This window comes from Bacillus sp. GB_SG_008, assembly GCF_052038115.1.
Taxonomy (GTDB): Bacteria; Bacillota; Bacilli; order Bacillales; family Bacillaceae_G; genus Bacillus_A; species Bacillus_A rhizoplanae.
In genome coordinates this window covers 616,354-637,259 of sequence record NZ_JBPZSK010000003.1, presented here as the reverse complement: position 1 = coordinate 637,259, position 20,906 = coordinate 616,354, and the positions used below count along the sequence as shown (strand labels likewise).

General features: G+C 36.9%; 19 protein-coding genes and 1 pseudogene. 17 read left to right on the top strand and 3 right to left on the bottom strand.

The genetic code is table 11. From position 1 onward, the window contains the following. The first annotated feature begins 55 nt into the window (after positions 1–55). Complete coding sequence (locus ACTDJC_RS10935) at positions 56–1,069, top strand: LacI family DNA-binding transcriptional regulator (protein ID WP_429708251.1); 1,014 nt, start codon at positions 56–58, stop codon at positions 1,067–1,069. Positions 1,070–1,109: 40 nt separating this feature from the next. On the opposite strand, the gene yhfH is transcribed toward ACTDJC_RS10935, so the two are convergent. Further along, positions 1,110–1,238, bottom strand: a complete 129-nt coding sequence (yhfH, locus tag ACTDJC_RS10930; protein WP_253628890.1) for a protein YhfH — start codon at positions 1,236–1,238, stop codon at positions 1,110–1,112. 190 nt (positions 1,239–1,428) lie between these two features. Here yhfH and ACTDJC_RS10925 point away from each other — a divergent pair, with 190 nt between their 5' ends. The 5 genes from ACTDJC_RS10925 (at position 1,429) to ACTDJC_RS10905 (ending at position 6,901) form a co-directional block, all read left to right on the top strand. Next, the gene (locus ACTDJC_RS10925; RefSeq protein ID WP_098306057.1) at positions 1,429–2,163 is read left to right on the top strand and encodes an MBL fold metallo-hydrolase; all 735 of its coding nucleotides are present in this window, start codon (positions 1,429–1,431) and stop codon (positions 2,161–2,163) included. 9 nt (positions 2,164–2,172) lie between these two features. Continuing rightward, positions 2,173–3,162: a lipoate--protein ligase gene (locus ACTDJC_RS10920; protein WP_098306060.1), complete on the top strand. Its 990-nt coding sequence runs from the start codon at positions 2,173–2,175 to the stop codon at positions 3,160–3,162. Between the two features lie 135 nt (positions 3,163–3,297). Continuing rightward, positions 3,298–4,830 (top strand): fatty acid--CoA ligase family protein, encoded by a 1,533-nt coding sequence (locus tag ACTDJC_RS10915; RefSeq protein WP_440603380.1) that lies wholly within the window; start codon positions 3,298–3,300, stop codon positions 4,828–4,830. A gap of 91 nt (positions 4,831–4,921) precedes the next feature. Then, positions 4,922–5,860 (top strand): ATP-grasp domain-containing protein, encoded by a 939-nt coding sequence (locus tag ACTDJC_RS10910; protein WP_440603379.1) that lies wholly within the window; start codon positions 4,922–4,924, stop codon positions 5,858–5,860. A 135-nt stretch (positions 5,861–5,995) separates the two neighbouring features. Next, on the top strand, positions 5,996–6,901 hold the full coding sequence (locus tag ACTDJC_RS10905) for an AraC family transcriptional regulator (protein WP_440603378.1): 906 nt from the start codon (positions 5,996–5,998) through the stop codon (positions 6,899–6,901). A 351-nt stretch (positions 6,902–7,252) separates the two neighbouring features. Here ACTDJC_RS10905 and ACTDJC_RS10900 read toward each other — a convergent pair whose 3' ends face one another. Beyond that, complete coding sequence (locus ACTDJC_RS10900; RefSeq protein WP_440603377.1) at positions 7,253–7,837, bottom strand: SCO family protein; 585 nt, start codon at positions 7,835–7,837, stop codon at positions 7,253–7,255. A gap of 152 nt (positions 7,838–7,989) precedes the next feature. Here ACTDJC_RS10900 and ACTDJC_RS10895 point away from each other — a divergent pair, with 152 nt between their 5' ends. Next, positions 7,990–9,246 (top strand): M48 family metallopeptidase, encoded by a 1,257-nt coding sequence (locus tag ACTDJC_RS10895; RefSeq protein ID WP_098306070.1) that lies wholly within the window; start codon positions 7,990–7,992, stop codon positions 9,244–9,246. A gap of 163 nt (positions 9,247–9,409) precedes the next feature. Here the strand turns inward: ACTDJC_RS10895 and ACTDJC_RS10890 are convergent, their stop codons facing one another. Then, entirely contained in the window at positions 9,410–9,625 is a 216-nt protein-coding gene (locus tag ACTDJC_RS10890; RefSeq protein ID WP_440603376.1) for a spore germination protein, read from the bottom strand. A 209-nt stretch (positions 9,626–9,834) separates the two neighbouring features. Between ACTDJC_RS10890 and ACTDJC_RS10885 the strand changes: the two genes are divergently transcribed. From ACTDJC_RS10885 to ACTDJC_RS10840, 10 genes and pseudogenes are all read left to right on the top strand, one after another. Continuing rightward, entirely contained in the window at positions 9,835–10,320 is a 486-nt protein-coding gene (locus tag ACTDJC_RS10885; protein WP_253628893.1) for a DUF1648 domain-containing protein, read from the top strand. A 147-nt stretch (positions 10,321–10,467) separates the two neighbouring features. Beyond that, complete coding sequence (locus ACTDJC_RS10880; protein WP_440603375.1) at positions 10,468–11,613, top strand: DUF5667 domain-containing protein; 1,146 nt, start codon at positions 10,468–10,470, stop codon at positions 11,611–11,613. Positions 11,614–11,691: 78 nt separating this feature from the next. After that, a complete protein-coding gene (sigI, locus tag ACTDJC_RS10875; protein ID WP_440603374.1) occupies positions 11,692–12,408 on the top strand; it encodes an RNA polymerase sigma factor SigI in 717 nt (238 codons plus the stop codon). Beyond that, positions 12,408–13,268 (top strand): annotated as a pseudogene (locus ACTDJC_RS10870) (anti-sigma factor domain-containing protein); the annotation flags it as partial. The gene sigI and the pseudogene ACTDJC_RS10870, both read left to right, overlap by 1 nt. 827 nt (positions 13,269–14,095) lie before the next feature. Further along, positions 14,096–14,743 (top strand): hypothetical protein, encoded by a 648-nt coding sequence (locus ACTDJC_RS10865; RefSeq protein ID WP_440603373.1) that lies wholly within the window; start codon positions 14,096–14,098, stop codon positions 14,741–14,743. Between the two features lie 876 nt (positions 14,744–15,619). Beyond that, positions 15,620–17,209 (top strand): malate synthase A, encoded by a 1,590-nt coding sequence (aceB, locus tag ACTDJC_RS10860; RefSeq protein ID WP_440603372.1) that lies wholly within the window; start codon positions 15,620–15,622, stop codon positions 17,207–17,209. Positions 17,210–17,281: 72 nt separating this feature from the next. Continuing rightward, the gene (gene aceA / locus ACTDJC_RS10855; protein ID WP_440603371.1) at positions 17,282–18,559 is read left to right on the top strand and encodes an isocitrate lyase; all 1,278 of its coding nucleotides are present in this window, start codon (positions 17,282–17,284) and stop codon (positions 18,557–18,559) included. A gap of 471 nt (positions 18,560–19,030) precedes the next feature. Next, entirely contained in the window at positions 19,031–19,609 is a 579-nt protein-coding gene (locus tag ACTDJC_RS10850; RefSeq protein WP_429708277.1) for a competence protein ComK, read from the top strand. A gap of 258 nt (positions 19,610–19,867) precedes the next feature. Beyond that, positions 19,868–20,068 (top strand): cold-shock protein, encoded by a 201-nt coding sequence (locus ACTDJC_RS10845; protein ID WP_035437341.1) that lies wholly within the window; start codon positions 19,868–19,870, stop codon positions 20,066–20,068. A 234-nt stretch (positions 20,069–20,302) separates the two neighbouring features. Next, on the top strand, positions 20,303–20,902 hold the full coding sequence (locus tag ACTDJC_RS10840) for a TVP38/TMEM64 family protein (protein ID WP_440603370.1): 600 nt from the start codon (positions 20,303–20,305) through the stop codon (positions 20,900–20,902). The last annotated feature ends 4 nt before the right edge of the window (positions 20,903–20,906 follow it).

Below are 20,906 nucleotides of genomic sequence, written 5' to 3'. Positions count from 1 at the left end.
ATATACTATATAATTCTAAATAAGAAAACGTTTTCATTCAAAGGGGGAGAATTTCGTGTCGACGATCGAGGACGTAGCGAAATTAGCGGGGTTATCAAGAACAACGGTTTCTCGGGTAATTAATAACCATCCGTATGTATCGGAAGAGAAAAAAAAGAGAGTACAATTAGCGATGAAACACCTTGGATTTGTTCCTAATTCTGCAGCGAGAAGACTTCGCAAGCAAAAGACGGAAACGATTGCAGTTTTGGTTCCGCGTGTGACAGATCCTTTTTTCAGTAAATTTATTGAGGCGATTGAAATTGTAGCTTCAGATCATAAATATAAACTGATTATTTGTCAAACAAGATATTTACCAGAAAAAGAGATGGAGTATTTACAATTGTTATCTACGAAACAAGTAGATGGAATTATTTTATGTTCACTTGAAAATCAGTGGGAGGATGTTGAGCCTTATTTACAACATGGACCAATTGTTTTATGCAATGAATATATTGAAGAAGCAAACATTCCAACTGTAAACTTTGATCATGCACAAGGAGCTTACATAGCAGCGAAGCATGTGTTAGATCAAGGATATCGTCATCTTGTCTTCTGTCGGGGGAAAGAGACAAAGGTGATAAATCAGCAGAGAAAAATGGGATTTTTACGTGCTGTAACAGAAAAAAGCAAACAAGTTGAGTCAATTGATTTCATTGAAAGCGCTTACTCTGTTGAGGATGGAAAAAACATGTTTTATGAGCTTTTGCAAGACAAAAAAAATCCTACCGCTATTTTGGCAGGGGGAGATGAAGTCGCAGCAGGAATTATCACAGAAGCAAACAAACACGACTGGAGCATTCCTGACGATTTAGCTGTAGTTGGTTTTGATAATCAGTTCTTATCACAAATTACAGACTCAGGTATTACAACAATCGATCAGCCAATTGATGAAATGGCGCGTAAAGTTGTAGAACTGATGATGGATAAAATTCATACGAAAAATTATCGAAATAAAGAAGTGTACGAGTTTGAACTGGAGCTCTTGGTGAAAGGGTCAACGGTGAAAGGTACAATGATGCCAGCCTAGTAGATGATATCTGCTAGGTTTTTCTTATGTTTACAATCTATTATTCTTCGTTCGTACAATCGTCGCATTTGTTATGATACGCTTCGTGTTGCTCATCAATCTCTCTTCCGCATTGGGAACAAGTTTTTGCCGGTAAATTTCTGAAGAACTCCATTGGTTGATCCATCATGGTAAATCCCTCCATTTCCATTTGTTACTATTATTGTATTAGTACAAATGATTAAAGTCAATAACTGTTTTATAACAAATTTAGAAATAATGAAAATGTGTAGAAAATCCATTATAGTTAAGAATGGAGAATAGAAAGTGAAACAGAGTATGTAAAACAATGATTAATGGATTAGAAAGGATGAATACATATGAAAATGACAGTTGTTGGCTTTTGGGGCGGTTTTCCAGAAGCGGGAGAAGCAACGTCTGGATATTTATTTGAACACGATGGCTTTCGTTTACTCGTCGACTGTGGCAGCGGTGTACTAGCACAGCTTCAAAAATACATAACGCCTTCTGATATAGATGCTGTTCTGTTATCACATTATCATCACGATCATGTTGCTGATATTGGGGTACTTCAATATGCTCGCTTAATCACAAGTATGACAAATGGTGTATTACCAGAACTGCCGATTTATGGCCATACTTTTGATGCAAAAGGATTTGCATCGTTAACACATACACCGTATACAAAAGGGGTTCCTTACAACCCAGCGGACACATTACAAATTGGTCCATTTTCCATTTCCTTCTTACAAACGGTGCATCCTGCTATATGTTTTGCGATGCGTATTACAGCTGGTGAGAAAACTGTTGTGTATACAGCAGATTCTAGTTACATGCCAAAGTTTGTTTCATTTGCACAAAATGCGGACGTATTTATTTGTGAATGTAACATGTATGCGCATCAAGATGGATCAAAAGCTGGGCATATGAATAGTACAGAAGCAGGAGAAATTGCAAAACAAGCAAATGTAGGAGAGCTGCTTTTAACTCATTTGCCGCATACAGGCAATTTATCTGATTTAGTAGCGGAAGCAAAACAAATTTTTAACGGCCGCACGGTGCTTGCTCATAGCGGTTACGTTTGGGAATCTTGAGGTGAAATGATGTTATTTATTGATAATAAAGGAATTACAGATCCAACGATTAACTTAGCGATTGAAGAATATTGTGTGAAAAACTTAAATATTAACGAAACGTATTTACTGTTTTACATCAATGAGCCATCTATCATTATTGGCAAGAATCAAAACACAGTAGAAGAAATTAATGCTGATTATGTACGTGAAAAGGGAATTCATGTTGTAAGACGTCTTTCTGGAGGCGGCGCTGTGTATCATGATTTAGGAAATTTAAACTTCAGCTTTATTACGAAAGATGATGGAGATAGCTTTAACAATTTCAAAAAGTTTACAGAACCTGTTACAGCAGCGCTTGGGAAATTAGGTATTAACGCAGAATTAAGCGGCCGTAATGATATTTTAGCGGAAGGAAGAAAAATTTCTGGTAACGCTCAGTTTGCGACAAAAGGCCGTATGTTTAGTCATGGTACGTTATTATTTGATTCAGAAATTGACCATGTTGTATCTGCATTAAATGTAAAAATGGATAAAATTCAATCAAAAGGAATTAAATCAATTCGCAGCCGTGTTGCAAATATTGCGGAGTTTTTAAATGAGAAAATTACAATTGAAGAATTTAAACAGCTCCTTTTAGAAAATATTTTTGAAGGGGAAAATGAAATCCCGACATACGAATTAACGGAAGATGACTGGAAAGAAATCCATAAAATCTCAGAAGAACGTTATCGGAATTGGGAATGGAACTACGGGAAGTCTCCAAAATTTAACTTGAAGCATTCACACCGTTTCCCAGTTGGACAAGTAGATGTTCGGTTAGAAGTACAAAAAGGTGTAGTCTCAGAATGTAAGATTTACGGGGACTTTTTCGGTGTTGAAGATGTGCATGACATCGAAGAGCGTTTAAGTGGTAAGGTATTTGATAAGGGAGCATTTGCTGAGGCGCTAGCAGATGTAGAAGTGCCACGTTATTTTGGTAATATAACAAAAGAAGATTTCTTATCTTTATTCTTTTAAGTAGATAAAAAAACAGCCATATCTTACGTATGGTTGTTTTTTATATTTGTTTGATGAAATGTAACTTGCACCCTTAATTTTCTTTTAATATAATGTATTTAGAATTTTTAAAATTTTATAAAAGGTGGGGGTTTTGTGAATCTCGTTCAATCATTAGCCGAAACGGTGAAAATGAAAGGGAACAAGCCGGCTTATATATTTCAGGATCAATCGGTCTCTTATGACCAATTTAACGAATTAGTCATTAAGTTTTCTAGTAGTTTAGCAAAAATGGGTATTGGCAAAGGGGATAATGTCGCATTAATTGTTGGGAATTCACCGCACTTTTTAATTGGTTTATACGGAGCAATGCGTGCAGGAGCCACCGTTATTCCAGTCAATCCTATTTATACACCAGATGAACTATATTACATTTTACAAAATGGAGACGTTAAAGCAATCATCACACTCGACATCCTTCTACCAGTTATGCAATCACTTACATCAAGACTTCCTTCCATCAAGAACATCATCATTTGTGAAACCTCAGCAAATTCAACTCATGAAGAAACTGGAAAAATGAAAACGTTTACGAATTTAGTAGTCAGCGGAGATCTCGCTTTTCAAGGTCCAGATATACAAGAAGAAGATGTTGCCGTTATTTTATATACATCTGGAACGACAGGAAAGCCAAAAGGAGCAATGTTAACACACAAAAATTTATACAGTAATGCAAGCGATGTTGCTTCGTATTTACAGTATTCAGAGCATGACCGTGTGATTGCAGCACTTCCGATGTTCCACGTATTTTGTTTAACGGTGGCAGTCAATGCGCCAATTGTAAACGGTGCAACAATTTTAATGTTGCCAAAGTTTAGCCCGAAAGAGGTATTTCGTATTTGTCGTACATACGAAGCTACGATATTTGCGGGTGTACCGACTATGTACAATTATTTATATTTATATGAGGATGCCAGTGCAGAAGATGTTCATACGCTACGTCTTTGTATTTCTGGCGGTGCGTCTATGCCTGTTGCCCTTCTTACAAACTTTGAAAAAAGGTTTGATGTTATTGTTTCGGAAGGGTATGGATTATCAGAAGCATCGCCCGTCACTTGTTTTAATCCGCTTGATCGTTCGCGTAAGCCTGGTTCAATCGGAACGAATGTTCAGAATGTGGAAAACAAAGTTGTAAATGAAATGGGTGAGGAAGTACCAGTTGGCGAAGTTGGAGAATTAATCGTTCGCGGCCCGAATGTAATGAAGGGCTATTACAAAGCGCCGGAAGATACAGCAGCAACAATTCGTGATGGCTGGCTGTATACAGGTGATTTAGCAAAAATGGATGAGGAAGGTTACTTTTATATTGTAGACCGCAAAAAAGATATCGTTCTTGTTGGCGGTTATAATGTTTACCCGCGCGAAGTAGAAGAAGTGTTATATATGCATGAAGCTGTTGCTGAAGTTGTTGTTATCGGTGTTCCAGATGAAAGTTTAGGTGAAGCAGTGAAAGCATATGTTGTACTAAAAACGAATACTGTTACAGTGGAGGAGCTTATGGCGTACTGTTCATTACATCTTGCGAAATATAAAGTACCGAGCAGTATTGAATTTTTAGAAGAACTTCCGAAAAATACGACAGGAAAGATTTTGAGAAGGGCATTAAAAGAGAAGGCGTTGCAAGTGTAGAATGAAAAGCTGTCATACAGACAGCTTTTTCTTTTTCCGTACAGAAAAAATAGTATAATGAAACTATTACATCTAGAAAGAGGGTATTTCTATGGGGAAAATTCACATTATTCATGAAAATAAAGAGTGGACAACTCATCTTATAAAAAGGTTGGAAGAACTTGGACTTCCATATGAAGAATGGCATTTAGACGAAGGTATTGTTGATCTTTCTTCTGTTCCGCCAGAAGGCGTATTTTATAACCGAATGAGCGCTTCTTCTCATACGAGAAATCACCGCTTTGCACCGGAGCTTACGGCTGCTGTACTTGCTTGGTTAGAGCAACATAACCGAAAGGTGTTCAATGGAAGCAGAGCATTGCAACTTGAAGTAAGTAAAGTTGCACAATATATGGCACTAAACGCTCAAGGAGTTCGTACACCAAAGACAATCGCAGCTGTTGGTAAGGATCATATTATAGAAGCGGCAGCTCAATTTGAAGGACGTCCATTCATTACGAAACATAACCGCGCTGGAAAAGGATTGGGAGTTCAATTGTTCCAGTCTGTTGCTTCTTTAAAAGATTATGTAGAAAGCGCAGCGTTTGAAGAGCCAGTAGATGGTATTACGTTGATTCAAGAATATATACAAGCTCCTGAACCTTATATTACGCGTTGTGAGTTTGTAGGCGGAAAGTTTGTGTATGCAGTTCAAGTCGATACATCGAAAGGTTTCGAATTATGCCCTGCTGATGCTTGTCAAATTGGAGATTTGTTCTGTCCAGTTGGCGAGAAAGCTCCGGAAAAACCGAAGTTTCAAATTGTAGAAGGATTTAACGACCCAATTATTCAAAAATATGAGGCTGTTTTGGCCGCTAACAATATAGCAATCGCTGGCATTGAGTTTATTCGAAATGCTGATGGTGAAATTTTCACTTATGATATTAATACGAACACAAACTATAATGCTGATGCCGAAGCAGTTGTTGGAAAGTACGGTATGTTAGAGATTGCGAAGTTTCTTGGCAGTGAATTAGAGAAATTACAATAGAGTGGGAAGAAAGCTGCTGATCGGTAGCTTTCTTTTTATTAAAAAGTTAAAAGTTTTATATAATAAAAGCAAAAAACATCAAGAAGAAAATTCCAGTTCCCTTTATGATAATACATATAAGGCAGGTGAACAGAGATGGAAAGTTATGAAATACAAATTCAAAAGGTAATAGATTATATTGAAGAAGATGTAATGGAAAAGCAAACATTAAAGGACCTAGCTCGTATTGCAGGATTTTCAGAGTTTCATTTCCACCGCGTGTTTCAAGCGTTAGTTGGAGACTCTGTGATGGAGTATGTACGAAAGAGAAGGCTCGCCCGGGCAGCTTATCAGCTTTCTCATACGGAGGAGAAAATTCTCGATGTTGCACTAGAGCATGGCTTTCAATCTCATGAAACGTTCACGCGGGCCTTTAAAAAGCTGTTTCATATGACGCCGAGTGCATATCGAAAGCAAGAGATTCGAACGCCGTTATATTCCAAAGTGAATGTGATGCAGCGGAAATTTAATCCGTATTTAGGAGGAATCCAAATGGAATTTCGTATAGAAACAAAGCCAGCTTTTCAAGTGATTGGGTATGAAATGAAGACAACAAGTAAAGAAGGACAAAATCTAAAAGATATCCCAGCGATGTGGGAAAAGTATTTGCAAAATAATTTGTCGGAAAATATTCCAAACCGTAAGCATACGAACGAATGTGTAGAATTAGGAATGTGTACAGATTTTAATTTAGAAACAGGGGAAATTACGTATATTATCGGAATGGAAGCAACAAGCTTTGATGGTGTATCAAGCGAGATGACGTGCCGTACATTCCCGGAAGCAACGTACGCTGTATTTACAACGCCAAAAGTTCCGCACGAAGAAATGGTAGCATCGATTCAGCAAACGTGGAATGCCATCTTTACAGAGTGGTTCCCGCATTCTGGCTACGAACATTCTGGCGTTGTAGAGTTTGAATTATATGATGAGCGGTGCCATGCAGATAAGCACGAGCTTGCACAACTAGAGATTTGGTTACCGGTGCAAAAGAAAAAGTAAAAAGAGACTGCTCCCCAAAGGCACTTACTTGCCTTTGGGGAGCAGTTTCTTATTGTGTACGTATGTTGAATATTGCCGAAGCGCCGATATGTTATGTCGAATGGTCGATATACCTTAAAAAGCGCCGATATCGTATTATTTGTCTGTTGCAATAGAAGCAATACATATGGTAGGTTGCGATATTTTTTAACATAAAAATCGCTGCAATGCAGCGCAAAAAATGACCTGCACTTGCTTTCTCTCTTTGTTTTAACTTCGCCAGTAGCAGGAAAGGCCCTGACCGCTTCTAGGCATGGCCAGATGCTCTTACCCACCTAAAAAAAGGTTTTGTCGGTTTTTCAATTTGTATTTTTACATTTCCTCTTTAATTTTCTCTAACACTTGTTTACTATCAAACCCGCGTTCTCCCATACCAAATACTTCGATTAAACGATTGTTTTCATCTAGTAGATAAGAGTTTGAAGTATGAATGTAAAGGCCGCTTCCAGGATCGCGATAGCGGAAGTTAAAAGATTCGGCTAATTGTTTCGTTTCTTCTTCATCGCCGCGCAGCAGGTGCCAACCTTTCGTTTGTTTCATGTCAAACGTTTTGGAATAATTTTTCAGAACTTCTTTCGTATCGTATTTCGGATCAATGGTAATTGTAATAAATTCGATTTTTGTTCCGAAAACTTTCTCTTTCACAAGCTCATCTCGTAAATATTTCATTTTATATGTTGTAACAGGACAAATATCTGGGCATTTTGTATACATAAATTCTACTAATTTTAATTTTTTCGGTAATTGATCAAATGATACAGGTGCGCCGTTTACATCTTCCATAACAATCCCCTTTGGTATTTCCGCTGATACTTTTCGGTAACTTGTAAAATAAAAAATTCCAATCCCGATTGCGATAATAAGTCCTAACGTAAAGGTAATATACAGTTTTTTCATTCCAATCCCCCCAATTTTATTTTATAAGAAAAGTCTGAAAAAAGAGGAGGCATGAGTGAATATTACATGACAATTCATCGTATTAGCTTGTTCTATTTTTCGAGGAACGAACTACAATAATAATAGACAGGCAGCGATGAGGAGGAGAAAACATGCGAAAAGTGATGAGCTGGGCCCTTTTTTTGTACGTGTTATTTGCTTTGTTTATATATTGGTATTTATTTGGATGGAATCATGAGATGATACCAGAAATGTACAAAGGAACGAGTGCAGATCCAGCAACATTTATGAATGCAAGGGAGCTGACACTTAGTCAAGATTACTCTCGGGTGAAAAATTTATTATTTTTCTTAGCGACGCCGCTGCAATGGATTGTTTTATTATTTGTACTCATTTTCGGTGTATCAAAGCGGTTTGAAAAATGGGCGAAAGATACAACAAAAGTACGGGTACTGCAAATTGCGATTTATTTGTTTTATTTATCACTTGTGACAACAGCGCTATCATTGCCGCTGCAATGGATTGGTCATCAAGTGTCTGTTGATTACGGCATTTCTACGCAATCAACGGCAAATTGGATAAAGGAACATGTGCTTGATTTTTGGATCAACTTTTTCCTTATGTTTCTCACGGTGTCTGTGCTATTATGGCTCATTAAAAAATATCCAAAACGTTGGTGGCTATATGGCTGGGCGCTCTCGGTTCCATTCACCATCTTTTTAACGTTCATTCAGCCGGTAGTTATTGATCCGCTATATAATCATTTTTCCACGTTGCATAATAAGGAGCTCGAGAAAAAGATTTTAACATTAGCAGATAAAGCAAATATTCCAGCGGAGCATGTGTATGAAGTGAATATGTCAGAGAAAACAAATGCGTTAAATGCATATGTAACGGGAATTGGCTCGAATTCTCGCATTGTTTTATGGGATACAACACTTGAGCAGTTAAAAGATAAAGAGATATTATTTATTATGGCACATGAAATGGGTCATTACGTGATGAAGCATATATATTGGGGCGTGGGAAGTTATATTGCCTTAACTTTCGTTGGCATGTACCTTATTAACCGCATTATTCAAGCGTGTATTCGTAAGTGGGGAGATACACTGCATATTTCTAAGATAGCTAGTTTCTCAGTTTTACCACTATTTTTTCTTATATCTTCTATGCTTTCCTTTGCGGTAAGCCCTGCAACAAATTACGTATCGCGCATTGAAGAGAGAGCGGCCGATCAATATGCATTAGACATGACGAAGGATAATCAGTCGGGGGTCAAAACATTTCAATATTTATCAAAGACGAGTTTAAGTCAGGTGAATCCGCCCGCTTTGGTGAAATTTTTCTTGTATACGCATCCTCCAATTTTTGAGAGAATTCATACGTTTGAGGAGTATAAGAGGAAATAATCATTAAAAACAGCAGTTGTTTATCCCGCTATTCGCGGGTAGTAAGACCCCACTGAGGGAAGTTTCACTTTATTAAGACCAAAATTCGAAAAGAACAAGTAGATGTCTATTATAAAGACTAGAATCTACTTGTTCTTTTCTTGTTACAGTTTAAATCACTAATTTACAGTGTGAATGTTATATCTTGATCACTTAGATCAGAGTCAAATACATTTGCGGTACTAACCCCATTAAAAACTTTTAGTGTTTTTGCTGCATTTGATGATCCAGATCCAAGGTGTTCTTTAATTCGGAATTGAGGATTTACATTGTATTTGTCACCTAAATTTACATTCCCATTACATTTTGAAATGATAATGCTGTCAACAATTGCAGGCATGCTCTCCACCTCTTTTTTATTTTTATCCTGATTGGACGGGTTTTCCATCAGTGGGGGATGAAAAAACCACTGAGGGAAGTTTCACTTTATTGTATGCTGTTTATTTTGAAAAAAAGTTTGTTCATAAAAATAAGTATAATGATAGGACATTCTTTTTTTGTTTGTGGAAAATATAGTAAAATAAAAATATGCAGCAAGGGGGGATAGAAATGAAAAAGATTGCTCAGAAAACAAATCTTGAAAGATGGTTAGATGGTTTGTCACTTATTGGAATAGTTGTGATGCTTATATATATTGGATTCATTTGGCCGTCTTTACCGCATAGGATTCCAACTCATTTTGGGTTGAATGGAGAAGCGGACGGATTTGGTGGAAAGGGGAATATTTTTATTCATCCAATTGTTGGCTTAGGATTATATGTATTATTTCATGTTTTAAGTCGTTTTCCTCAGTTATTTAACTATCCTTCCGATGTTACAGAAGAACAAAAACAACGATTGTATATTCACTCGCGTACATTATTAGGGTGGTTACAACTTGAGATTATAACATTTGGTGTATATAGTACTTGGGAAAATGCACAAATTGCAATGCAAAGGGAAGTTGGATTTCCTACTATTTCTTTTGTTATATTTCTCATTATATTATTTAGTACAATCATATTTTATATAGCTAGAAGTTTACGGATGATATGAAAAAATTACCCTTTAAATATGAATCTATGAAGAAGTTGACGAAATGTCAGCTTTTTATTTTTATAAAAAAATATTTTTTTGACCCCTATAAAACTTTCATTCCCTCCGAATATGTATAGTGAAGAAAGCAAATGGAGGAATAATTATATGAAAAAGGCACTATTAAAAGGTACTATGATAACTATGATGGCATGCAGTCCGTTTCTAATGGGAACAGCAGCGTATGCTAGCGAAAACACAGACGCGGTAAAAACAACGGAAACAGAAAAACCATCTTTAGTACAAGGCGACTTCTTTTATTTCGTGAAAACGATGGTGGAAGATATTAAAATGGCTCTTGCGTCAAACGATTTAGAGAAGGCGAAGCTATTGTCTGAGCAAGCTGCGGAACGAATTTCTGAGGCGAGTGTACTAAACGAAAAAGGAAAAGATGATCTTACACAAGATACATTAGAAAAAGCGGCAGAGGACTTAGAAAAAGCAGATAAGCTTTCAGGTGAAGAGAAAGCAGAAACAGAAAAGCCTGCTGGCGAAGAGAAAGCAGAAACAGAAAAGCCTGCTGGTGAAGAGAAAGCAGAAACAGAAAAGCCTGCTGGCGAAGAGAAAGCAGAAACAGAAAAGCCTGCTGGTGAAGAGAAAGCAGAAACAGAAAAGCCTGCTGGCGAAGAGAAAGCAGAAACAGAAAAGCCTGCTGGTGAAGAGAAAACAAAGACAGAAAAGCCTGTTAGCAAAGAAGAAAAAGAAGCAGCGAAAGTAAAAGTACATATCGGAAACAACATCGAAGCATTAGCGAAAGTGCTTGATAAAGTGAAAAATCCGAAAGCAAAAGCTGCAATTGCCAAAAATATAGAGAAGAGTTTTTCAAAGATTGCAGCTAAAATAGAGAAAGAACAAGAAAAACAAGCTAATGCTCTTGCAAAAGAAAGCAAGAAAGCAGATCAAAATACAGGGGTAACTCCAGAACAACCGGCACAACCGGCACAACCGGCACAACCAGTACAACCAGAACAACCAGAACAAGCAACACAACCAGAACAACCGGCACAACCGGCACAACCGGCACAACCGGCACAACCGGCACAGCCAGCGCACCCAGCACAACCAGCACAACCAGCACAACCAGCACATAAAACGGCTGTTTCCCATGAGAAGCATGAGCAATCAAACCAAAAGGATCAAACAGAAAACAATGATCATCAAGGAAACAATAATCATCAAGGAAACGATGATCATCAAGACAACGGTAAAAAAGTTGGTCACGACAAGCAAGAAGACAAGCACAAAGAAAAGTAGTAAGAAATTGTGGTATAATGGTCACTTCTTTAGTGACCATTTTGCTATTTGAAGCAAAAGGGGGGAGGGGGATTACTAGTGTTGAGTTTAATGATGAAAATCATAAAAAAACCGGCCATAGAAGATATAGTATTTGACATACAAAACAACGTAGGAGATAAGGGGGCTTTTATCGCACAGTATCGGCCTTTTATTCGAAAATCAATCTCGTCTGTCTGCCGCCGATATATTACGGAGCAGGATGATGAATATAGCATTGGGTTGTTTGCGTTTAATCAAGCAATTGAACAATATTCATATAAAAAAGGAAAATCTTTTCTTGCGTTTGCTGAGCTTCTTATAAAAAGAGATGTAATTGACTATATACGCAAGGAGTCTAGGCATAATCTCGTCTTTTTAAAAGAAGACCAGCAAGAGGAAATGGTAGAGATGCAGGCATCGCTTACGGAGTATATGAAAGAGATGGAAAACAGTAACCGTAAGGAGGAAATTCTTCATTTTCAAAGTGTACTAGACGAATTTAAAATCACATTTGTAGAGCTTGCTAAGGAATCTCCAAAGCATCGTGATACGCGTGAGCACTTAATAGAAATTGCAAAGATTATTATAAAAGAAGAGAAAATGATAGAAGAGTTGTTTCGAAAGAAAAAGTTACCGCTTAAACAAATTGAACCGCGTGTTAGGGCAAGTCGGAAAACGTTGGAGCGGCATAGGAAATACATTATTGCAATGTGTATTATCTTTGCAAACAACTATACATATATTCTTGATTATATAAGAGGGGGGGAAGAATGATGAATAAAGGGATTGTGATGGATATTAAAAAACATCGCGTAGTTGTTTTAACGCCAGACGGAGAGTTTATCACGTTTAAAAGAAAATCGCACTCTTATATGATTGGAGAGGAAGTCTCGTTTAACGAACAAGAACAAAGAGTACCGCGTTTTTCAATCCCTTCTTTCTTAAAGCCTGCATCGCTGCTTGTTGCTTGTTTTCTATGTGTGTTTCTGTTTTTCTACAACCAACCGGAAGAAAAAGCACTTGCTTATGTCTCTGTTGATATTAATCCAAGTTTAGAGGCGAGTGTAACAAAGGATCTTCGTGTTATAGAATTGCGAGCTTGTAATGATGATGGAAAGCGCATTTTAAATGAAATGAAACGATGGAAAAATGAACCTTTGCAGGACGTAGTACGTACCATTGTAAAGCAAAGTCAAGAGGATGGATACTTAACGAATGACAAGCAAGTTATGTTAACATCTGTTACAAAGGAAAAGTCGCTAGAACCGCAGTTGCACAAGGCTATGCAAGGGTTAAAGAAAGAGTATGAGACAAAACATGTTGCAGTCGTATATCAAGACAGTACTATGCAAGTGCGCGAGAATGCTCAGAAAGCAGGAGTCGGCACAGGTGTTTATATAAAGCAAGAGAATGAGAAGAAGAAATCGGTTGTTCCGCCGCCGTCTAATCAGGAGCAACAGCCTCCAGAGGTACAATCGCAACCAGAGTCACCACCGGATGCATCATCGAATTCGTCTTCTGTAAAGGAAGAAAAATACGAGGAGCAAGGGCAAAACGAACAAAAGCAATCCCAGGAACAGCAGCCCCAGCAACCGAAAAGAAATAATGGGCATCAAGAAGAAAACAATGATAAAGAGTATAAAAAAGAACAGAAACAAGAATATAAAGAGCAGAAACAAGAAAATAAAGAGTATAAAAAAGAACAGAAACAAGAAGATAAAGAGTATAAAAAAGAACAGAAACAAGAAGACAAAGAGCATAAAAAAGAAGACAAATAAGTCCCTGCTCCAAAACACGAGGGGAAAGAAAAATCTATAGAGTATTTAAAAAGCGTAGGGTATATATGTAATACTGAATTTAACATAATGACAGAAATGTAAGTATTACGACACGACGACACATGTTGTTTAACAATATAGTTTTAAGGCGTATCAAGCAACGTGTTGATACGCCTATTTTTTATGGTTTTTTCTTCATTTTATCACGACATTTTTTGGATTTATCGGGATTTTTATCACGACATTTAAACTAAGAATCGAAAGATTCATAAAGAAACGCCATCCTTTCTTATAATTCTACAGAAAGGATAACGCCTTTTTTGCTTTATGGGTAGTGTAAAACCTTAGCTTGATAGCGATGTGACGTGACCCCTATTAACGTTTTCTTAAAAAAGGGTTCCGCCAACCAAATGACATAAAACCCAAGATAAGACATTTTTTTAGAAGTGGAAACATTATCAATCAGACATCATCTTGTTAGCAGTACGTTGGTATCCGCAGTACAATTTAAGCTTTCGTGATTTGATGGGAATTTTGCACTTCACGTCACGGTTGCTTCCTCTCCTCCTTTTAAGACACATAATTGTCGAAAAATTAAGTAATATTATAATAACAAATATATGTATATTTGTTACAATATGCTAGAAAGTTACAAAATATATTAATTTTTGGAGGAATTTGTCATGTTTAAAAAAATTTTCGCTCTAATTGTACCGGTTGTTTTAACTTTGGGTTTTACGTTTGGTAATATGGCTAATGCTGAATCTAATCTCTCACATGAAAAAACTGTAGAAAATCAAAAACAAGCGTATAAAGAGAAATTATCAAATTTATCCCATGAAGAAGTAGTTTCTAATTTTGAAAGAATACATAATGAATACAAAATGGGAGAAGCGTTTTCATTAAAAGATCAAGCTTTTGTTGAAATGTATGCTAAACAACCTCTTCCATCAGGGATATCTTTATTTGCTTCAAAATCTATTTATGGAACTAAAACAGCTAATGGTGTTACAGTAACAGTAAGTGGAACAATTAAGGATGATATTCAAAATCTTATAAATCAAAGTTTCGGTGCTTCTAACTTAAAAACTAGTACAACAGCAGGTGCTAGTAAAGTATCTTCTGTAAAAACAGTAGTTTATCATGATGCTTATGGATTAGTAGGAAGTGGAGGTGTTGGTAAAGTATATTCTGGATCAATTTCTACTTCTGGACTAAATACTACGTTAACTGCAACTAAGAATTATACTGCGGTTGTAGCTTATGCTTCAACATGGTGTACGGTTACTGTTAATCATTCAGGTGGTACTTTTACAATAAATCCAAGCTAATATTAAAAAAGGAGGACCAATATGTTAAATAGTTTTGGGATTCCAGGAACTATTATTACTGTTTTAGCTTTAATTGGATTAGTATATTTATTTAGGAAATGGTTTATAAAATAATCAATAAAATAATAAGTAGTTATCATTTTTGATAACTACTTATTATTTTGCCAAATAGATTATTTTAACCGTATCAAATGATTCGTTTTTTTGTTTGTCTAGGGTCCCTCCACATCAATATCAAGTTAAGAAACACATTCTTCCCCAAAATGATAAAAATGAACTTCGGTGCTATAAAAAACAAAAAATTTCCGTTTGGGGGATACTTTAAAATCTTAGCTTGATGGGTATGGGGTCCTGCCACAGAGCCAACAACAAAAACATGTCGTGATAAAAGGAGTAGATTTCCCACTCCTCTTTCATTTTCTTATAATTGTTAAACAACATGTCTTTCCTTTTAATTTAAGCCTCAAACTTTATTCCTCTTGTCTTTCAGTAAAAGTTGTACACCTTATGCTTTTTTTATCCCGCTATTTGCGGGCGGTAAGAACCCCACTGATGGAAGTTTTGCTTTATGTAAAAATTGGAAATAAAACTTCATCTTCAAAACGTACGGGACGTAGCCTAGTTTAAGGTGGGAGTTTTCATCTACAGCTACTTTTGCGTAATTTAGGTCTGAATATGCCTCAACTTAACTCGGTTGTTATGATTGTGATAACTATATATTTTGTTTTTTGATTTATGTAATAAGTATGGATAAACCAATTTTTGAATATTGTTAAAATATTCAAAAAAATTATTCCTTTTCTGATTTTTTGTTATATAATATAATCATAAAATCAAATCTGTTATAAAACAGTTTGGAGAGAAGGAGATGCTAATATGTCGACACAAACTTCACGGGTCACACTCGTTGGAGAAATATTACCGGCGTATTTGGAGATTTTGACACCAGAAGCACTCTCGTTTTTAAAAGAGCTGCATAAGAATTTTAACGAGCGCCGTAAAGAATTACTACAGAAACGAATAGAAAAACAAAAGAGAATTGATACAGGAGAGTTGCTGCATTTTTTAGAGGAAACTGCACATGTTCGAGCGGATGATTGGACCATTGCGCCGCTTCCGGATGATTTACAAGACCGCCGCGTAGAAATTACAGGGCCGGTTGATCGCAAGATGGTTATAAATGCTTTGAATTCAGGAGCACATGTATTTATGGCAGATTTTGAAGATTCTAATGCACCGACATGGCAGAATTCGATTGAAGGACAAATAAATTTACGAGATGCAGTTAAGGGAACGATTTCATATAACAATCCAAACGGAAAAGAGTATCGTCTTAATAAACAAACAGCTGTATTAATGGTACGTCCGCGTGGTTGGCATTTACAAGAAAAGCATGTGTTAGTAGACGGTGAAGAAATATCAGGCAGCTTATTAGATTTTGGATTGTTCTTTTTTCATAATGCAAAAGAGTTAATTAAAGAAGGAAGCGGTCCATACTTTTACTTACCGAAAATGGAGAGTTATTTAGAAGCAAGACTATGGAATGATGTGTTCGTATTTGCACAAAAATACATTGGTATTCCAAATGGAACGATTAAAGCAACCGCGCTTTTAGAAACGATTCATGCTTCATTTGAGATGGATGAAATTTTATATGAGCTTCGTGATCATTCAGCAGGGTTAAATTGTGGACGTTGGGATTATATTTTTAGCTTCTTAAAAACTTTCCGCAATCATAAACAGTTTCTACTTCCGGACCGGGCGCAGGTAACAATGAGTGTTCCTTTTATGCGCGCTTATTGCTTACGCGTTATTCAAACGTGCCATCACCGCAATGCACCGGCAATTGGTGGGATGGCAGCACAAATTCCAATTAAGAACGATTCGGCAGCGAATGAAGCAGCATTTGAGAAAGTGCGAGCTGATAAAGAGCGTGAGGCGTGTGATGGACATGATGGGACTTGGGTTGCTCATCCGGGACTTGTACCTGTAGCGATGGAAGTATTTGATCGCATTATGAAAACACCAAATCAAATATATCGAAAACGAGAAGAAATTAGTATAAACGAACAAGACTTATTAGAAGTTCCAATAGGAACGATTACAGAAGCTGGCCTTCGTACAAATATTAGCGTGGGGATTCAATATATTGCATCATGGTTAAGTGGCAGAGGAGCAGCACCAATTTATAACTTAATGGAAGATGCAGCAACTGCAGAAATTTCACGTGCGCAAGTGTGGCAATGGATTCGTCATGAGGAAGGAAAATTAGAAGATGGACGAAAGATTACGTTTGCACTAGTAGAACAGTTCAAAGCAGAAGAGTTAGTAAAAATAGAGCAGGAGATTGGCAGCGATCGTTTTGAAAAAGAACGATTTATAGAAGCTACGAAACTATTTACTACTCTTGTTATGAATGATGAATTTGTACCGTTTTTAACGTTACCGGGGTATGAAATTTTATAAAGTGAAGTCTCCATCAATGGAGTCTTACTGCCCGCAAATAGCGGGATAAATGAAGAAAAGGGGATGGAAGAAATGGTAAATGAAAGAGTACAACAGTTACAAGAGAGTTGGGAGATTGATAAACGCTGGAAAGGGGTTACACGTCCATATTCTGCAGAAGATGTGATTCGTTTGCGCGGATCGATTGATATTGAATATACGTTAGCACGCCGCGGCGCGGAAAAGCTTTGGAATTCTCTTCATAGTGAAGATTACATTCATGCATTAGGAGCATTAACTGGGAATCAAGCAATGCAGCAAGTAAAGGCAGGTTTGCAAGCAATTTATTTAAGCGGCTGGCAAGTAGCAGCAGATGCAAATTTAGCAGGACAAATGTATCCAGACCAAAGCTTGTATCCAGCAAATAGTGTGCCGGCAGTTGTAAAGCGTATTAATCAAACACTGCAGCGTGCTGATCAAATCCAGCATATGGAGGGCAGTGGTGATATTGATTACTTTGTACCAATTGTTGCCGATGCAGAAGCTGGCTTTGGCGGACAGCTTAATGTATTTGAACTCATGAAAGGAATGATTGAAGCAGGATCGGCTGGTGTTCACTTTGAAGATCAGCTTTCTTCTGAAAAGAAATGTGGTCATTTAGGCGGAAAAGTATTACTACCAACGCAAACAGCAGTGCGCAATTTAGTATCAGCACGTCTTGCGGCTGATGTAATGGGAGTACCAACGCTCATTATCGCAAGAACGGATGCAGATGCAGCGGATCTAATTACAAGTGATATTGATCCTGTTGATAAGTCGTTTATTACAGGGGAAAGAACACCGGAAGGATTCTTCCGTACGAAAGCTGGACTTGACCAAGCGATTGCGCGCGGCTTAGCATATGCACCGTATGCAGATCTTGTATGGTGTGAAACATCCGAGCCAAATTTAGAAGATGCAAAGCGCTTTGCAGAAGCAATTCATGAAAAATTCCCTGGTAAACTGTTAGCTTACAACTGTTCACCGTCCTTTAACTGGAAGAAAAAATTAGATGATAAAACAATTGCAAACTTCCAAAAAGAAATTGCATCTTATGGATATAAATTCCAATTCGTAACGCTTGCTGGTTTCCATTCCTTAAACTACGGCATGTTTGAACTAGCGCGCGGTTACAAAGAGCGTGGTATGGCTGCCTACTCAGAACTGCAGCAAGCTGAATTTGCAGCAGAGCAGCACGGTTACTCTGCAACGCGTCATCAACGCGAAGTTGGTACAGGATACTTTGATGAAGTAGCACAAGTGATCACGGGCGGAACTTCGTCAACAACCGCATTGAAAGGCTCTACAGAGGAAGAGCAGTTTACGCGATAATATAAAGTGAAACTTCCATCAGTGAGGGGTTTCCACTGAAGGTTAGTTGAACCAATCGGGCTTTTACGGGCAGTTATCTCCCACCTAGCTTCTTCGCTTTTTTCTCAATCTTGAGGTGGGGGTCTTACTGCCCGTTAATGCGGGATAAAGTGAAACTTCCATCAGTGGGGGCTTACTGCCCGCGAATAGCGTGATAAGAAAGAGTCAGCTTTCGAGCTGGCTTTTTTTACCGTTACAAATATTTCGAAATGTTAGAATATAAAGTTTCGTATAAGGAAATGTTATTTTATACAGGAAGATTATGCTATTTAAATTTAGTATTTATAAAGATATATAAAAGGAAATTTTAATTTAATAATAAGAAATTGTAAAAAAAATGAAAATGACGAGTATTCCCAAATTGAAATGGTACAATTATCCATGTAGATAATTACATAAAAATTATCTAAAAATGAAAAAGGAGAGAAAAAGATGAGTAGCGAAGCTGAAAAATACACATCACAGTACATTATTAATTCAAAAACGATTGCACTACTTCCAATTGTTTTGAAAGATAAACGAATTGTGACGCGTGTAATTGAAGAAAGTGATGAGTTTTTTGTGTATCAAAAACCCCTTGAGATTGTGGAGCAAAGCTGTCGTCAATATGGAGCTAGTTTTGGTGGGCGGAAAGACGGAACGAAAGAATACACAGGTTTTACGCATAAAGCACCGATTGCAATTAGTCCTACAGATCATATTTATTTTTTCCCCACGTTTTCTTACTCTCGCAAAGAATGTGCCTGGTTATCTCATTTTCATATTGAAAGTGTGACAAAACTTCCGCATGGAAATATTCTCATTGAATTCATAAATGGTCAGACAATTAAACTAGAAGTATCTAAAAACAGCTTTGAAAATCAAAGAAACAGAACTGCACAGCTGCGTGCAGAATTTGAAGATCGAAAAAGAAAACAAACAGCGCCAAAATTTTTAATTGTTAATCAAAATGAGATTTTAGAGCTAAAACCAGCATATGAGAAGATGTATCTTTTAAAAAAAGAAGATTGATTATATATGGAATAAGAAAAAGGAAGGTAGATTCCTCCTTTTTCTTATTCTCGCAAATTATGTTGTACATTCTTTCTTTAGTATGGTATAGTCAATGTATAGTTGAATACTTAAATCAAGCAATCCATATATTATCAAGTGCCGTGAAACTAGCGAGGAAATTGTGTATGTGTTCTGTTTCGCATTTGATAATGTGTGGATTCTTTTTTTATGTTGTGAAAACTACAAAATATATTTATTTCCTAGGAGGAAGTTATTATGAAAACAGGTCAAGTAAAATGGTTTAACAATGAAAAAGGTTTCGGTTTCATCGAAGTTCCAGGCGAAAACGATGTATTCGTACATTTCTCTGCTATCACAACTGAAGGTTTCAAATCTTTAGAAGAAGGCGAAAAAGTTAGCTTTGAAGTAGAAGAAGGTAACCGTGGACCTCAAGCTAAAAACGTTGTAAAACTATAATCTTATAGCATATAACGAGAAAAAGGATGGCATAGGCCATCCTTTTTTTATTTCTTAATATGTAAGATCGTGTCAAATAATGATAGGTTATTATACAATCATAACGCAGGATTTTCACATAAAAACATGGAACATTAATAAATACATCTTTATATGTCATATCTACCATTTCCTCTTTCAGCTAAGCAATGATAAAGTAAAGGATAGGAATATAGCAAAGGGGTAAAGTGTAGAATGGATTTTCAATCGATCAAAGAACATTTCACAATAGAAAATTTGAAACGCGTATTAGAAAGCTACCAGGCGTTTGGTCCATTAATTGGAATCGGTCTTCCGATGATTGAAGCGTTTATTCCGGCTTTGCCGCTTTTTTTATTTGTTATGGCAAATGCGGTTGTCTTTGGGTTATGGCTTGGCTTTTTCTATTCATGGCTCGGTTCATGTATAGGGGCATTGCTCGTGTTTTTTATCATTCGTCGTTTTGGCAGAAGTCGTTTTTTCGCTTTTGTAAATGAGCATCCGCGAGTACGCAGTGCGATGACGTGGATTGAGCGAAAAGGATTTGCGCCAATCTTTCTTTTATTTTGTTTTCCGTTTACACCATCGGCACTTATTAATGTTGTAGCAGGATTGTCGCGTATTAGTAAACGGCAATTTGTTTTAGCCCTCTCTCTCGGTAAGCTTGTGATGGTTTTCGTGCTAAGTTACGTTGGGCATGATCTTGCTTCTTTTGTACATAACCCAGTAAAAACAGTTATTGTAATCGGCGTTATTTTTATTTTATGGTATGTCGGAAAGAAAATTGAAGTAAAGCTTGAACTGAGTAGAGATTAGACTT

Bases quoted from the DNA above. Each gene is read 5' to 3' on its own strand.
- ACTDJC_RS10840 (WP_440603370.1), top strand. From the start codon at position 20,303: ATGGATTTTCAATCGATCAAAGAACATTTCACAATAGAAAATTTGAAA.
- ACTDJC_RS10910 (WP_440603379.1), top strand. From the start codon at position 4,922: ATGGGGAAAATTCACATTATTCATGAAAATAAAGAGTGGACAACTCAT.
- ACTDJC_RS10865 (WP_440603373.1), top strand. From the start codon at position 14,096: ATGTTTAAAAAAATTTTCGCTCTAATTGTACCGGTTGTTTTAACTTTG.
- ACTDJC_RS10900 (WP_440603377.1), bottom strand. From the start codon at position 7,837: ATGAAAAAACTGTATATTACCTTTACGTTAGGACTTATTATCGCAATC.
- ACTDJC_RS10925 (WP_098306057.1), top strand. From the start codon at position 1,429: ATGAAAATGACAGTTGTTGGCTTTTGGGGCGGTTTTCCAGAAGCGGGA.
- yhfH (WP_253628890.1), bottom strand. From the start codon at position 1,238: ATGATGGATCAACCAATGGAGTTCTTCAGAAATTTACCGGCAAAAACT.
- ACTDJC_RS10890 (WP_440603376.1), bottom strand. From the start codon at position 9,625: ATGCCTGCAATTGTTGACAGCATTATCATTTCAAAATGTAATGGGAAT.
- ACTDJC_RS10905 (WP_440603378.1), top strand. From the start codon at position 5,996: ATGGAAAGTTATGAAATACAAATTCAAAAGGTAATAGATTATATTGAA.
- ACTDJC_RS10895 (WP_098306070.1), top strand. From the start codon at position 7,990: ATGCGAAAAGTGATGAGCTGGGCCCTTTTTTTGTACGTGTTATTTGCT.
- ACTDJC_RS10845 (WP_035437341.1), top strand. From the start codon at position 19,868: ATGAAAACAGGTCAAGTAAAATGGTTTAACAATGAAAAAGGTTTCGGT.
- ACTDJC_RS10920 (WP_098306060.1), top strand. From the start codon at position 2,173: ATGTTATTTATTGATAATAAAGGAATTACAGATCCAACGATTAACTTA.
- ACTDJC_RS10850 (WP_429708277.1), top strand. From the start codon at position 19,031: ATGAGTAGCGAAGCTGAAAAATACACATCACAGTACATTATTAATTCA.
- ACTDJC_RS10885 (WP_253628893.1), top strand. From the start codon at position 9,835: ATGAAAAAGATTGCTCAGAAAACAAATCTTGAAAGATGGTTAGATGGT.
- aceA (WP_440603371.1), top strand. From the start codon at position 17,282: ATGGTAAATGAAAGAGTACAACAGTTACAAGAGAGTTGGGAGATTGAT.
- ACTDJC_RS10880 (WP_440603375.1), top strand. From the start codon at position 10,468: ATGAAAAAGGCACTATTAAAAGGTACTATGATAACTATGATGGCATGC.
- aceB (WP_440603372.1), top strand. From the start codon at position 15,620: ATGTCGACACAAACTTCACGGGTCACACTCGTTGGAGAAATATTACCG.